Annotated in this window: 13 protein-coding genes and 2 pseudogenes; 10 read left to right on the top strand and 5 right to left on the bottom strand. The window is 68.1% G+C overall.

The window, feature by feature from the left end; genetic code table 11:
* Positions 1-278: 278 nt before the first annotated feature.
* Positions 279-632, bottom strand: a complete 354-nt coding sequence (locus ACFY9E_RS17815) for an antibiotic biosynthesis monooxygenase (RefSeq protein ID WP_390984625.1) — start codon at positions 630-632, stop codon at positions 279-281.
* Between the two features lie 276 nt (positions 633-908).
* Here ACFY9E_RS17815 and ACFY9E_RS17810 point away from each other — a divergent pair.
* The 4 genes and pseudogenes from ACFY9E_RS17810 to ACFY9E_RS17795 all read left to right on the top strand — a co-directional run.
* Positions 909-1,258: pseudogene (locus ACFY9E_RS17810) on the top strand (transposase); the annotation flags it as partial.
* A gap of 123 nt (positions 1,259-1,381) precedes the next feature.
* Positions 1,382-1,888, top strand: a complete 507-nt coding sequence (locus ACFY9E_RS17805) for a DUF6624 domain-containing protein (protein WP_390984623.1) — start codon at positions 1,382-1,384, stop codon at positions 1,886-1,888.
* Between the two features lie 182 nt (positions 1,889-2,070).
* Positions 2,071-2,786, top strand: a pseudogene (locus ACFY9E_RS17800) (IS630 family transposase); the annotation flags it as partial.
* A 141-nt stretch (positions 2,787-2,927) separates the two neighbouring features.
* A complete protein-coding gene (locus ACFY9E_RS17795) occupies positions 2,928-4,028 on the top strand; it encodes a serine hydrolase (RefSeq protein WP_390984620.1) in 1,101 nt (366 codons plus the stop codon).
* A gap of 1,242 nt (positions 4,029-5,270) precedes the next feature.
* Here the strand turns inward: ACFY9E_RS17795 and ACFY9E_RS17790 are convergent.
* The gene (locus tag ACFY9E_RS17790; protein WP_390984618.1) at positions 5,271-5,399 is read right to left on the bottom strand and encodes a hypothetical protein; all 129 of its coding nucleotides are present in this window, start codon (positions 5,397-5,399) and stop codon (positions 5,271-5,273) included.
* A 267-nt stretch (positions 5,400-5,666) separates the two neighbouring features.
* A complete protein-coding gene (locus ACFY9E_RS17785) occupies positions 5,667-6,353 on the bottom strand; it encodes an FCD domain-containing protein (protein ID WP_390984615.1) in 687 nt (228 codons plus the stop codon).
* Positions 6,354-6,662: 309 nt separating this feature from the next.
* Here ACFY9E_RS17785 and ACFY9E_RS17780 point away from each other — a divergent pair, with 309 nt between their 5' ends.
* Entirely contained in the window at positions 6,663-7,307 is a 645-nt protein-coding gene (locus tag ACFY9E_RS17780; protein WP_390985108.1) for a transposase, read from the top strand.
* Between the two features lie 455 nt (positions 7,308-7,762).
* Here the strand turns inward: ACFY9E_RS17780 and ACFY9E_RS17775 are convergent, their stop codons facing one another.
* A complete protein-coding gene (locus tag ACFY9E_RS17775; RefSeq protein ID WP_390984613.1) occupies positions 7,763-8,761 on the bottom strand; it encodes an ElyC/SanA/YdcF family protein in 999 nt (332 codons plus the stop codon).
* 1,224 nt (positions 8,762-9,985) lie between these two features.
* On the opposite strand from ACFY9E_RS17775, the gene ACFY9E_RS17770 reads away from it, so the two are divergent.
* The 5 genes from ACFY9E_RS17770 (at position 9,986) to ACFY9E_RS17750 (ending at position 13,701) form a co-directional block, all read left to right on the top strand.
* Positions 9,986-10,510 carry a hypothetical protein gene (locus ACFY9E_RS17770; RefSeq protein WP_390984610.1) on the top strand — a complete coding sequence of 175 codons (525 nt, stop codon included), beginning with the start codon at positions 9,986-9,988 and terminating at the stop codon, positions 10,508-10,510.
* 124 nt (positions 10,511-10,634) lie between these two features.
* A complete protein-coding gene (locus ACFY9E_RS17765) occupies positions 10,635-10,886 on the top strand; it encodes a hypothetical protein (RefSeq protein ID WP_390984607.1) in 252 nt (83 codons plus the stop codon).
* Between the two features lie 130 nt (positions 10,887-11,016).
* On the top strand, positions 11,017-11,346 hold the full coding sequence (locus tag ACFY9E_RS17760) for a hypothetical protein (protein ID WP_390984605.1): 330 nt from the start codon (positions 11,017-11,019) through the stop codon (positions 11,344-11,346).
* 260 nt (positions 11,347-11,606) lie between these two features.
* Positions 11,607-12,203, top strand: a complete 597-nt coding sequence (locus tag ACFY9E_RS17755) for a hypothetical protein (protein ID WP_390984602.1) — start codon at positions 11,607-11,609, stop codon at positions 12,201-12,203.
* 775 nt (positions 12,204-12,978) lie between these two features.
* Positions 12,979-13,701 (top strand): hypothetical protein, encoded by a 723-nt coding sequence (locus tag ACFY9E_RS17750; protein WP_390984599.1) that lies wholly within the window; start codon positions 12,979-12,981, stop codon positions 13,699-13,701.
* A 244-nt stretch (positions 13,702-13,945) separates the two neighbouring features.
* On the opposite strand, the gene ACFY9E_RS17745 is transcribed toward ACFY9E_RS17750, so the two are convergent.
* Positions 13,946-14,143, bottom strand: coding sequence for a hypothetical protein (locus tag ACFY9E_RS17745; protein WP_390984596.1), 198 nt, complete (start codon positions 14,141-14,143; stop codon positions 13,946-13,948).
* Between the last annotated feature and the right edge of the window lie 11 nt (positions 14,144-14,154).

Below are 14,154 nucleotides of genomic sequence, written 5' to 3'. Positions count from 1 at the left end.
CGCTGAGAGCAGCGCTTCGGTCTGATGCGGACAGGGCATTCAACGCTGAGTGGAGCGTCAGCCGAGTGAGGCGGACGGATCGTCGGCCGGGCGGCCACCGGCTGCAAAAACACGGCGCGGGCCCCGGGGTGCCTTTGTTCGCACTTCGAACAGACCTCGGTCCCGCAGTTCGTCAAGGTCGGGGATGCTGGCGACACCGCGCCGCCCGGACCAGCATCCGAACGGCGCGTCACATCATCAGAGGGCAAAGGTCAGCCTGCTATCGGGCTCTGCGGAACCTACGCTCGCGTGAACCCGTGGCTCCGCTCCACTTTCGCCACATGCAGCGTGTAGCTCTGGTACCACTCGGCTTGCCCACGCTCTTGCGCCGCGCGGTGCTCGGCGTTGCTCCGCCACTCCGTGAGGGCGTCGGCGTCGCGAAAGTACCCGACGGTGATGCCCAGGCCGCCAGGAGTCTGCGCGTGGTCCATCCCCAGGAACCCAGGGACGTCCTTCACCAGGTCTTCCATGCGTGCGTTGGTCTCGCTGTAACCGCTCTGGTCCTGGGTTCGCACCGTAGTGAACACAGCCACGTAGTAGGGGGGTTCATAGGCCTCGACAGGCGCGACAGGCGCTTCCGAGTGATCGCTCATGGCGCCACCGTAAGGCGGGATGCGCCCAACGATCCAGCGTCTTTCCTGAACGGGACACATCTCGCGCAGCCCCAGCGGCCAATACTGCGTCGCCGCATGCGGCCCAGCCGCGTGCGGCGACGGAGTGCCTCCAGTCGCCCCCCTCCCCGAGCGCCGTGATGAGGCATCCGGGTCGGAGGGAGGCGGCAAGGCGCTCCCCGTTGTCACAGTGATCGCCACCGTAGTAGCTGCCGTGGCGGCGATCGGAGGGCTGTGGGCTCAGGCAGTGACCACGTACGTATCCGCGTTGGCCGACTCGGCGGCGGGCGTCCCCGCACCCGGCGGGATCATCTCGGCACTGACGAGTGCCTACTCCTCGCACCGTAACCGCCGCTACCTGCGCCGACGGCAGATCAAACACACCATCCCAACCGGGCAACCAGCGGGCCAACCGAAAGCGCCGCTGCAATCGCGGCGGCCGGCCCAATGGCTTCGACAAGACGATCTACAAGCGAAGGAATGAAGTCGAGCGGACAATCAACGCAGTCAAGAACTTCCGGGCCGTGGCCACGAGGTTCGACAAGCGTGCCTGCGTCTTCCAGGGCACCGTGACTGTCGTAGCGATGACGCTCTGGCTTCGGCGGTAGATCCATTATCCCCGTGCGGGGAGGTGCCTGTCACCGTTCTCCGGAATGATCTTTACGCCTGGATTGCGCCTTTAGGCTTGCGGGCAACGGGCACAACGTATGGATCTGACATGGGAGTTGAGAGTGGCACACGACGTTGCCGCGCTGGCCGTGGAGCTCGCGGACATGGCTGCGGCCGATCACCAGTCCGCAGTCCGCGCGAACAGCGATGACCTTGCCGAGCAGCTGGCCTGGCGGCGGCTGACCGCCCGACACGGTGACCGGCTGAGCGAGATCATGGACGAATACGGCTGGCCGACGGCAGAACTGGTCGGTGAGGAGGCCGCACGCGCGGCATGGCTGATCGCCCAGCACGCCGACCGGCAGCTCGATGTTCAGCGGCGCGCGCTCCATCTGATGCAGCAGGCGGTGTCGGCAGGCTCGGCCAGCCCGCGCGAGCTGGCCTTCCTGCGCGACCGCACGCTGGTCAATGAGGGCCGCAAGCAGGTCTACGGCACTCAGATCGCCGGCGTGAAGGACGGGGCACCGATTCCGTGGCCCTGTGAAGAGCCCGAGCGCATGAACGAACTCCGTGCAGAAGTCGGCATCGAGGCCTTCGACGAGTACGTCGCCCAATTTTCCCAGGCCTGACACGCTGTTCCCAGTCGCGTACTGCGCATCGCTGCCCGGGGCTCACTTGCCGCAGGTAATGATCCGCCGGACGGGGCCTAACCGCAGCCCACCGCCGACTTGTCCGTGCGGACGGGCAGGAGCAGCCAATGTGAGGCTTCCACTAGCATTTAGGTACCGAAGGGCGTGATCGCCAGCTCGCTCTCGGTGTGCGAGGCATCACCTTCCAGCGCACCAAGACCTGGAAGGAGTCCCCGACCCCCAGCGTGACGCCAAGCTGGACCGCATCGAGCACGTCCTGGAGTACTTCCCCGACCGGGTGTTCGCGTTCGACGAGTTCGGCCCGCTGGGTATCCGGCCCACCGCCGGATCCTGCTGGGCGAAGAAAGGCAAGCCCAACCGTCTGCCGGCGACCTACCGCCGCACCCACGGCGTCACTTACTTCCACGGCTGCTACGCCGTCGGCGACGACCGGCTGTGGGGCATCAACCGCCGCCACAAAGGCACCGCCAAAAGCCTCGCCGCACTGAAGTCGATCCGCGCCGCACGGCCCGACGGCGCCCCGATCTACATCATCCTAGACAACCTCTCCGCACACACCGGCGCGGACATCCGTCGCTGGGCGAAGAAGAACAAGGTCGAGCTGTGCTTAACCCCGACCTACGCCTCCTGGGCCAACCCGATCGAGGCGCACTTCGGCCCGCTGCGGCAGTTCACCCTTGCCAACTCCCGCCACCGCGGCCACCCCGCGCAGACCCGGGCCCTGCACCGCTACCTGCGCTGGCGCAACGCCAACGCCTGTCACCCCGACATACTCGCAGCACAGCGCAAGGAACGCGCCCGCATCCGCAGCGAGAAGGGCATCCGCTGGGGCGGGGCGCCCCCTCGCAACCGCAGCGTGACCAACCCGGCGAACTGATGGGGTGGCAGCATCAGGTCGCATCTGTCAGGGGCAGCCCAGGGTTGTGATCAGGGTGATCACTGATGGGCGACGGGCGGCTGCACGCAGCAGAGTTGGCGTTGTCACAAGTTCCATCAACGCCGTGGAGGAGAAACTTCGATGCGCATCCGCCTCGCCGTCACCACCCTCGCCCTGGCTCTCACCGCCGGCGCGGCCCTGCCCACGGCCGCCGCCACGCCTGCTTCCAGCGCCCCGGCGTCCGCGAACCCCACCGTTCAGGACATCCTCGACCACCTGCCCGACGACGTCGTTGCGGGCGCGCTGATCAGACGGGACGGCGTGGACGCCACCGCCGGCCCGGTCACCGCTGACGCCCATGTCCGGATCGGCAGTGTCACCAAAGCGTTCACCAACACGGTGGTGCTCCAACTCGTCGCCGAGCACCGGATCGGCCTGGACACACCGGCGCGGAGGTACGTCCCCCAAGTGCTGCCCGAGAACTACAACCGCGTCACCGTGCGCCAGCTCCTCGACCACACGAGCGGCCTGCCCAAGCCCGCCCCGACCCCTGGCCCGGCCGACGGACCCGGATGGCAGCTCAAATCTGTGACGCCCGAAGACTTCCTGCGCGACTCGTTCGCCGCAGCCACCGACGCGCCGCCCGCACCCGGCTCCGAGCAGCAGTACAACGGACTCAACTCCTTCGTCCTCGGCCTGATCGTCGAGAAGGTCACCGGCCACTCCTTCACCAACGAACTGCAGCGCAGGATCATCCGGCCGCTGCATCTGAGGCACACCAGTCTGCCCGCCGCCGACGACCCGACGATCCCCTCACCTCACACGGAGGTGTACCTCGATGGGCAGGACGTGACCGAGCAGAGCCCGTACCCGTGGGCCGAGGGAGGCATGATCTCCACCGCCGCCGACCTGGACCGCTTCATCACCGCACTGTTCCGGGGCAGCCTGCTCCCACCCGCCCAGCAGAAGCTGGCATTCGAGGTACCGAGCGTGAAGAGCGCCGCCGACAACACGAACTGCGTCGGCCAGGGGGCCTGCTACAGCATCGGCGGACTCCTGCGCTACCAGCTCCCACGCGGCGAGTACGCGTGGGGCAAGACCGGTTCCCGCCCCGGCTGGGACAACGGGCTCTTCGCCACCCGCGACCTCCGACACCGCGTGGTGTACTCCCTGAACCCGACGGGGACCGGCAATGACCTCCCATACATCAAAGCGATCGTCAACGCCGCGCTCGCCGACTGACAGCCGGACCTCATCCAGTCCGGTGCATGGTGACCAGCGACCGACGCCCGGGCAACCCGGCGAACCAATGCGGTCACAGCACTAGGTAGCCGGACACCAGCTCGATCTCAACCACGCCATGCCTCACGAGTGCACCTAGGTTGTCGTAATACCAGGCCAGTTCGCGAACCAGGACCTGTCCGTCGCCAGGAAGGCCAGCCAGCCCCTGGGACGGTCGCAGGCAGGCAGCTCCTCATGCACGAAGGTGCGCGCCTGTGCCAGGCGTACGCTCCGGTGTTCTCGGAACAGATCCACCACCATCGGCAGCGTGTTGGCGTGCTCCGAGAGCCGCAACTGCCGCCACGCCAGACACCCCGAGCGCCACCAACGACACCACCAAAGCCGCAATCTCCATCCCGCCCCCATGTTCAGCCCCGCGCCCCCACCGTTCCCCACCATGCGTCGCACCACACTGCCGTCGGGGCACGGCGCGTCCCGAGCCCGGGCCGATACTGCTGCGGCCGGGCACCGGCAACGGCCGCCATGCCGCCGCGGAAAGCGCCGCCTTTGGTGCCGACCCAGCAACTGCCACCGCTTCGTGGCACGACAGGTCCTCCTGAGGCCTCGAGGATCGCCCGCTGGGCCGCGACGACCGCCTCCACAGCCTGCTGCCCCAACGGAGAGACCCAAGCTGCACCAATGGGTCGGTCCCTCTGGCAGAAGGCAGAAAGCGGACCGCGAATGACCCCCCTGCTCACCAGCGCTTTCGAGACGCCGGTGCCGGGCGTGTCAGCGTTTCGCGGTGCCCATCTGCTCGGGGATCCTCTGCCGATGCTCACGGTCGACTCCTCTGGACGGGCCGGGAGCTTGCGGGGCAGGCGGCCTTCTGTCCCAGACGGAAGGGTGCTCCCCGGCGTGAGAAGGCTGTTGATGCGGCGGGCGAACTCAACCCCGGGCAAAGGCAGCTCGGTATCGGGTTCAAGAAGGTAGCCCGCAGTGACGGCTGTGGGGATGTGGGCCATGAGCTTGCTGACACCGGCGGGCCGGGAGCGGACCGTGTGCTTGGCGAGGTGGCGCAGGATCCGCATGAAATGGGCGGTGGATGTGCTGGTGATGCGGTGGTCTGTCGGGTGCCAGGTGCCGGCATCGTCGAAGTCAGGGCGCTGAGGTGAGGGCTGGACGTCGTCGTCTGGCGTGCCATAAGTCGGCGGTCTCCCGCTCCCCCAGTGCCAGGTGGTGCAGGGAGAGGCAGTAGGCGGCGGCTTATCCGGCGCCGGCGGCGTACTGCCACCAGCAGCGGGCGCCCTCGTTGGTGTCGGTCATCTGCAGGACGCAGACGAGGATCAGGGCGGCGCGGAGTTCGGGAGCCTGGTGGGTGACGAACCTCGCCATGGTGAGTGGCGGGCTGTGCCTGCGAGGGCTTCGCACAGGGCGCGCAGGTCTTCGGTGGCGGCGTGGTGGCTGCCGCTCGGGGTGTGCTGGGCGGCTTGGGCAGCGGCGTCGGGTGGGCTAAGAGAGGGCTGCGGGAGGCCGTGCCGCCGGTGCGGCTGGCCGGGATCGTCGGCGCAGACGGCACCTGCCGGGGATGCCGGATCGCGGTTCGGTTCGGTCAGGCCCCGGCGACCGCTGCCGACGAGCCAAAGCCCTTCCCGGCATGCCTCACGCCTGCCGGGGCGTGCGTTCCTCCGGTTCTCCCGTCTGGGCTCCCAGCCCCATGGGGAAATGGGCAGCCAGTTCCTGGCGGAACGTGTCGGTGTCGCCTTCCAGGGCAACCGCGGCCAACCGCTCGTGCTCGACGACCAGTTGCTGCGGGTCGTCGCTGTATGTGCGGTGATCGACGCTGAGGTGGAGACGCAGCTTGGTCTCCCAGCCGTTCCAGAGACTCTGCAGGACGCCGTGCCCCGAGAGATCGTAGAAGAGCCTGTGGAATCGAAGGTGCGCGTCGATGCTGGCCGGGATGTCGTCCTTCTCCATTGCCCGGCGGAGATCCTCGACGGTTTGCAGCAGCTGAGGGCGCTCGGGACCGCGCAGCGCTTCGGCCGAGAGCTCGGCGGCGTACGGTTCGACACGCAGCCGGACCGAGTCGATCTCGGCCACCTCACGAGCGCTCACCTCTACGACGAACGCCCCACGGTAGGGGATCTTGACGACGAGCCCTTCCTCCTCCAGCTTGGTCAGCGCCTCGCGCAGCGGGGACCGGCTGATGCCGAGATCCGAGGCGATGTGCGCCTCGCGCAGCTGGCCACCAGGAGGTACGGCCCCGTCGAGGATGGCCGCCCGCAGTGTGCGGTAGACGCCGTCCGGCGTCGTCATCCGCTGCTCCTGCCACTCGAACTTGTGGTCCACCCCGTTGCTCCCTTGGCACTTGTCGACCACTTGGTCGTTTGTCGACTATACCTCTGCCGGTCACAGCCGCACCTCAACTTGGTTGCCTGTCAGGGTTCCCCGAACTCGCAGCGCACCCGAACCGGCTCAGGTTGTACGGATGCGGATCAGCGCCGGCCTGCCCTAGGCACTCCTTCGGCACTGTTGGCAGTCCGGACAACTTGGTCTCCGAGACCGGATGGTCGTTCGGCCAGGAGCCGGACTGCTCAACTGAAGCACTAGGAGGACCCAGTGGGGTTGGACGCCAAGCCGAAGTTCGTGACGTTCGACATGAACGAAACGCTGATCAAGTTCAGCATCAACGACACGATGCGTGAGGTCCTGGGCGACCGGTTGCCGGCCGAGGTCGCCGATGAAGAGCGACGGTGTCCTCTGGCTCCGCGCTGGCGACAGCTGGATACATATCGACGCTTGAGTCATCAAGGCTCGACAGCCCCATCGCGCCACTCCTCGCGCCCTGAAATGCCGGCTGAGGGCGGATGTGGATCACGGCTGCGTGATACGTCGCCATCAATTGTCCGATGCGGAGTGGGGGGCGTCCGGCCGCTGCTGCCGGAGTCGCCGCGGGGCCGGAAGCGGCTGGATGACCGGACGATCCTCAAGGGGATCGCGTGCTGGTTGTGGGGCAGGGCGGCCTGGCGAGATGTGTCCGAACGGTACGGGACGTGGGCCACGCTGCACACCCGCTTTCGTCGGTGGCCAAGGAGGGCACGTTCACCCGGATGTGTCAGGCCGCACAGGCGGGGCGGAAGCGGCCGGAGACATCGACTGGCCGGTGCTGGTCGTCTCCACCATCATCCGTGCCCACCAGTACGCCGCTGGCGCCCGGAAAGGGGTGCCGGGCACGCGGCCGCCCACGCGCGCTCGTGGTCACGCGCAGTACCACCAATGACTGCACCCGGTTCACCAGGGTGATGAAGACGATCCGGGTGCCTGTATCGGCCCAGGTCGACCCCGGATCAGGCCGTCTCACGTCATCGACGACGGGGTGGTTACAGCTTCAGGTAATCCGCACCTCGCTCCCCCGGCAGGGGCATCACTCACACGATCCGCGAGCGGACCGACCAGGTCCGCAACCGCCTCAAGCGCGGCAGCATCGGCGGCCACCCCCGGCCTCGACCGGCGGCTCCACGAGCGGCGAAACGTGATGGCACGGTGCTTCAACCGGCTGAAGCAGTGGCGGAGCATCACCACCCGCTACGACAGGATTCTCGATGATCACCGATCCACGGCTTTCGCCGACTGCGCATCCGCTGGGAGTGACGCGACGACAACCACGAGGCCTTCCTCGGCCTCGCCATCTGCCTGATCACCCACCGCCACGCCCAACGCCATTGTTTGCACCTCTTACGAGGTCCGCGGCCGGCGCTTCAGTGTTCGAACACCGCCGTCGCCACGGGCACTGCCAGCAGCAGGCTGAGTCCGAGAAGGGGGAGGCGGTCCAGCCACAGGATGGCGGCGAATTCGCGCAGTGTCGCGGCCAGCCAGTAGGCGGGGGAGGTCGGCGCGCCCACGACGTGCACGGGCACGCCGACGCGGCGGGCCAGCAGGGTCGTGCGGTAGACGTGGAAGCCACTGGTGACCACCGTGGCACGGTGGCCGGGATTGGTGCCGTCCACGAGGGCCGCGCTGAAGCGGAGGTTCTGCCCGGTGTTGACGGAGCGGTCTTCCCGCACGATCCGGTCGGCGGGCACTCCGCGTCCGCGTAGATAGTCGGCCATCGCGTCCGCCTCGGAACGGACCTCGTCGTCGCCCTGGCCGCCCGAGACGACGAACACCACACGAGGCGTGTCCGGTGCGCGGGCGGCGTCGATCGCGAGGGCGCGCTCCAGCCTGCGGGTCAGCAGCGGGCCGGGCCGGTCGCCGTTGAGCCCGGCGCCCAGGACGACGACATGGGTGGTTTCCGGCAGGGGGGTGCTACGGCCCCGGACGAACACGTAGCCGGCGAAGACCAGGAAGAGCAGAGTGAGGTAACCCGCGGTCGCGTTCACCGCGACCACGAGGGCACCGAACACCTCGCCGCCGACGGCGTGGAAGACCGCGTCGAGGCCGAGCACCGCCAGCACCGCGCAGCCGGCGGCCCCGGTCGCCAGCAGGGCCGCCTGCGGTCCGTAGCGCCGGACCAGGAGGACGCCGTCGGCCAGCAGCAGCAGGCCCAGCGCGAGCGCCGGGAGCAGGGCGGCGACGGCGAGGACGGTGGCGATGGCCGGGTGGGCTGCCGCACTGCGAGCGGCCACGCCGAGTCCGGCAGAGGTCACCGCGAGGCAGAACAGGACGGCGGTGGAGAACCGGTGCGGTGCCAGCAGGGCGTTGACGACGCCGCCCGCGGCGAACACGACCGCGGCGAGGTACTCCGGGTACTCCGGCATGTGCCGCACCGCTCCGCTCTCCCGCCCGCCGGGCCGCTGCCCGTACCCGCCAGCCTCTCACCGCCCGCGGTTCCCGGACCCGTGCAATACGGCGGACCCGGTACGGACGGCCGCCGGCCATCCTCCCAGACCCGCTGTGATGCGCCGAACGCGGGCAGGCGGCCGTGCGCTCGGCGGGACCGGCACGTCGTACCGGTGGTGCTGCCCGGCGGCCGCGAAGGACGCACAGATGGACGGTGTGCCCTACAGCCCGGTGCAGATCCACCAGGTACGGAAGCGCGACGCGGTGGACCGCTCCTTTGGGCGACGCTGCACCGATGGCCATCATCTTCAACGCGATCCGGTAGCCGGTGCCCTCATGTTCGACCGTCCCCACTCGGACGAGCATCCCGAAGGCGCGGTAGGCCGTCGATTTCGGCAGACCGGCGCGGCGCGCCACCTCCCTGGGGTTGCGCCATGGCGGGCGGGTGGTGCTGCACTCGTCGACCACCTCGCGCAGCGCCGCGACCTCGGTTTCATGGACGCCAGCACGTCAACGGCGTATGCGGAGTGCCTGCACCAGGCAGATAACAGCCATCAAGCCGGAGAGGATTGCAACGAGGTAGAGCGGGCCGCTCTTGGATCCCGGTGTGAGCAGGCACAGGACGCACGCGACAGCACATAGGGCCGCGACGGCGAACGCAGCGGTGCGGGACATAGTTTTTCCCTTACATGATGTACGGGATGGGGCTCCGGGGTCGTGAGCCCGGAGCCCCACCCCGTCACTTAGGGTGCTGATGTCGGCCGGTTCGAGGGTTGCAGCCGCGGCCATGACCGCTGCGTGCGCGGACGGGGAAATGACCAGGACTTCCGCCCGCCGGAGCAACTCGGGGACGGCATTGTTCATGTTGGACGCGAGCGTCATCCGCCCCCACCGGTTACCGTCAGGCACCGCTGAGTCTGCTCCCGCAAGCGGTGCGCCGCCCGTGCCGCAGCCGCCGCGGTCCACTGCCCGCTCCTGTCGCTCTGCGCTCCCGCTTGCCCCGGCTCGCCTACCCACCCCGAAACCCCCTCCGCATCAGCCAGTCGCCGAAGCCGTACCCGACCAGCACAGATACAACACGGCATGATCCAGCCGGCAACCTGCCGCCACCGTGGCTGCGCACGGACTCGATGAGCGGGAGACCGCGGGGTATCCGGGAGACGACGACGCTGTCCCGACTCCCCTTCGAGGAGGTCTGCGCTGTGCTCTCACTCAAGCGCTTACTCGACCGCAGTCTGACCGCGCAGGCGACGCTGGTCTTCCTGCTGGCACTGGGCACCACGGCCCTGCTCCGCAGGGACGAACACCCGGCTGTCTGGGTGTTCCAGAGCGCTCTCTACACCGGGGTCGCCATCGCGGTCCTGGCCGTCCAACGCTATCGGGCCGCCCGAGTCGTGGGTACCGACGCAGGCGGACTCGCCGATCTGAACCGGAAGATCCGCCACCAAGAGGTGCCGCAGGACCCCGAGGAGCAGGCGGCCATGCGACGGCTGGTCACCGAGCAACTCGGCCAGGTGGAGCGGGCGGGCAAGTGGCTGCCGTACTGGCTCGGCGCCATGGGCCTCATCGCGGTCGGCATGCTCGTCCTGGGGGCCGTCAGCGGGTCCCTCGTCTTCCCCCTTCTCTTCTTGGTCGGCATGGCCGCGTTGTGCTCCTGGGTCCTGTGGACGCGCCGTCGCTCCCTGGCCCGCCTGTGCTGGATGCGCCAGGCCCTGCGGCCAGAGTGAGCGGCCAGACAGGGCAGGGACGCTGAGCAAGTCCCCGAAATCGGCGGCCTTGCGAAAGCGGTGAAGTCGCGTAGCGGGGGTACCGGCAGGGCAACGCGTGAGGACACGGCCCGGAGGGGTGACGATGGGTTCGGTCAGTCAGTTGCGACAGCTCAGGGCCGTGTATGCGGGCGGTGTGGTGGCCTGGACCTTCTGCCTGTTGCTGAATCTGGTCCAAGGTGGGGGATCGGCGCGGCAGATGGTGGTGCTGCTGGGGCTGCTCGCCGTCTTCCTCGTCCTGCTGCTGTGGTCGACCTGGTGTCTGTGGGAGACCGGGGCGCACCGTGGGGCCGAGCAGGCCGGGCGCACGGCGAACGCGCACGCCGAAGCGTCCTGACGCGAGCAAGGCTCCGGGAGCGAACCTCGACGGCGGCGAACCGACACAGAAGCTCTGGGACACCGCCATGACAATCTCCAGGCCGTGCTGCCCGATCCGTTCTGGGTCGGCTGCTTGGACCGACGGCAGCGTGGTGCTGCTGTCCCACACGCTCATCTGGACGGCACCCTCGCCGATCTCCAGGTCCGGTCGCGTACGTGCGGGTGTTGGTCACCAGCTCGCTCACGACCAGTTGCACCCTGCCCATCGCCCGCGCCGACACCGGCAGCCCAGTCACTGCCTGCACGGACACCAGGAAGTCGCGGGCTATGTCACGGGCCTCCCACGAAGGCGCGGTGGCAATGGCCAAGACGGAGAAACAGAAGGCGCCTTCCACGACGCCAAGAAGATGGCCCACGCCATCATCACCTCGCAGACCGCCGAGATCACCAGGATGAACGACCTCCTCGGCAAGAGCTGACCCACACTCCAGCGGTAGGGGTGTTTGTGCCTGCGTAACTCGCACGCCTCCACGGCTGTGCCAGGCAGCATCGGGATGCTCTTGGTGAAACGTACTGGTCATGCGACAAACCCGCACTGCCGTCAGCCGCCGGTTGCACGACTTCGTCGGCCGTCAGACGGAGCCGCATCAGCCCTCAGAGCGATGCTCGGAGCCCCTGTGACTGGGATCTTCAGTACTGAACGGGCCGAACAGCAGTTCACCGAAGCCGAGGACCGCCAATGCAGCAGCTCCTGCACGCCAAAGAACCCACTACCGTTCACCCCGGACGATTACGCGTCGCATGGCGGGCGGCCCACGAGCCCGTTGTCGGAGTGTCACGACGGATTCGACTCGTGGCCTACGCCGTGCCCTTGGCCGTCCTGCCTTCCAGTATCTGGCGGCTCCCGGCCGCGTTCAGCGACGGTCGCGGACTCGGTGAACGGGCGTACATCGTCTTCCTGTCGGTGCTGTCCGAAGTCCTCGCGTTCGCTGCGATCGGTCTGATCGCCCTCTGGGGTGAGGTGTTCCCGCGCTGGATCCCGATCCTTCGCGGTCGCCGGGTTCCGAGAAGCGCAGCCGTCCTCCCGGCCACCATCGGAGCCGCGAGCCTCACCCTCCTGTTCACCCTTTTGTTCATCACCTCCGAGATCAGGGGTACCACGATCCGAGGTGGCGACCTGCCGGCCGACTCCCCCGGCCAAGCCGGCGGCTGGGAAGCTGCCTGGTTCTATGTCTGCTACGCACCGCTGACGCTGTGGGGGCCACTGCTGGGCGTGCTGACCGTCGCGTACTGGAAACGCCGTTCCGCGGCCGAGAGGACACCTGCGACGGCGTGAGATCGCCGTCGCCTTCCGATGCTCACTCCGGAGATCAGGGCCGTAGGCGCGCGGTGCCGAGAAGTCGGCTCGGAAAGCAGCGTCTGCCGACGGGCTACTTGTTCTCCGGTCTCCAGGGCCCACGTGTGGCATGCGATATGACCTTCGCAGGCCAGCCTGACGGACGGCTGGCTGCCCCGCGTTCGCGGCCACGACAGGACCGTCATTCGTCCTCGGCATCCATGTGTCGGCTGATCACCGACTGGCTCCAGAACCCGTCGACAAACGCTGCCTCCAAAGATGAACGCAGCCAGAGCCCGATTCCCTGACCCATGCGAGACACATGCGCGGCGCGAGGGCAGTTGTCCTCCATGAGGCGGAGAGGAGGCCGATGCGGATCGCGCCGCACCCGGCGGACGACGTGACCTGCAGTCCGGGAAGGCCGCTCAGACCCGACGACGAGTCCCTGCCACGGCCGCAGCATGACACCATGCAGCGGATCTACCACCGATCGAGAAGAACCTCACCCCCACCGCCCCGCCTCGATTGCAAACCCTCATCCGGGCGTCTGGCACGAGCATCCCCGCTTCAGCGCCGGCAACCACGGAATGCGGTCCTTGACCGGATCCGCTTGTCGGTACGGGCGTGACCCCGGGCGCTCGCGCAATCGGCCGCGATCAGACTTCGTTTGAGTGAGGTGTCGCTGCGCGTCCTGGGAGAGCGGCTGCATCTGGTGACCCTCAAGTATGTCGGTCGGTGACGTCGAGAGGACTGGGGTCTGCTCATGGGTCCGGACATGCGCGTCGGCGAAGAGGCGTATTCAGCCAGCTCGCGAACCCGCACGCTGACGATCGCCGGCGGGCTCATGGTCGGGGGCTTCCTTCTCAATGTCATCTTGACCGCAACGCTTCACCCCTCTGGCGAGGAAGACGACCACCCTGAAATCTTCACCAAGTACGCAGACAGCGGCGCCTGGATCGCCGTTCATCTTGGCCAGTTCATTGCCGTCCTGGTAACGCTGAGCGGCCTGCTCGTGCTGTACCGCGTCCTGCGCGGTACCAACGGGTCCTCCCTGCTTGCGCAGCTCGCGGCCGCAGCAGCCGTTGCGACCGCCGCGATCTGGGCTGCCCTGCAAGGGCTGGACGGCGTGGGGCTGAAGCAGGCAGTGGACTCATGGGTCAGCGCGTCGGGCGCGGAGAAGACGATCCGCTTTGCCAACGCCGAGACCGTGCGCTGGCTGGAATGGGGACTCCAGAGCTACTTCCGCATCCTGCTCGGGCTGACCCTCGCGCTCTTCGGGGCTGCGATCCTCACCAGCCGCCGGGTCGCCGGCTGGATGGGCTGGACGGCCGTTGTCGCAGGTGTGTGCTCTGTGATTGTAGGAGTCGACGTGGGCTACAGCGGCCTGGCCAGTGGTCTCCAGGACGTCCTGGGCATCGCCGTTTTCATCCTCGTCCTGATCTTCGCCGTCGGAGTGCTCGTCACCGGAGTACGCGAGCACAATCGGCGCGACCGCTGAACCGATCGGTGCTGCAGTATCGGCCAGGCACTCGTCCTGGCACCGCACCCGACCGCCCTCCAGCCCTCCGACATCCGGGTCGTTTGAACCACACCCCGGGCCCCGGCCGACGCACTGCGACAGAGCGGTGCCACTCCGGTCCCAGAAGCCTGATCCCGGGGTTCCGCAGCAGGTCAAGGCGCAACGCATCCGCTGATGCACTGCGGTGGTGCAGTGCGGGCCGGGATTTTGGGGCGGCTGGCAGCTACCGGCGGCGACGTGCGGTGGCCCGGTCCTCCGCCAGGACGACGCCGGTCACCAGGTCGCGGTACACGGGGATGTACAGGCCCCAGTCGGCGGCGCCAGCGGTGAGCCAGCCCCCAGCCCACGGGCCCGAGGTCGACCGTGCACGGCCACCGAGCGGGCCGCCCACGAACCGCACGATCACAACGGAATCCTCCATCCGGCGGGACT

This window comes from Streptomyces sp. NPDC012466, assembly GCF_042955215.1.
Lineage (GTDB): Bacteria > Actinomycetota > Actinomycetes > Streptomycetales > Streptomycetaceae > Streptomyces.
Note: the sequence above shows the minus strand (reverse complement) of the source record. Positions and strands in the feature narration are given on the sequence as shown.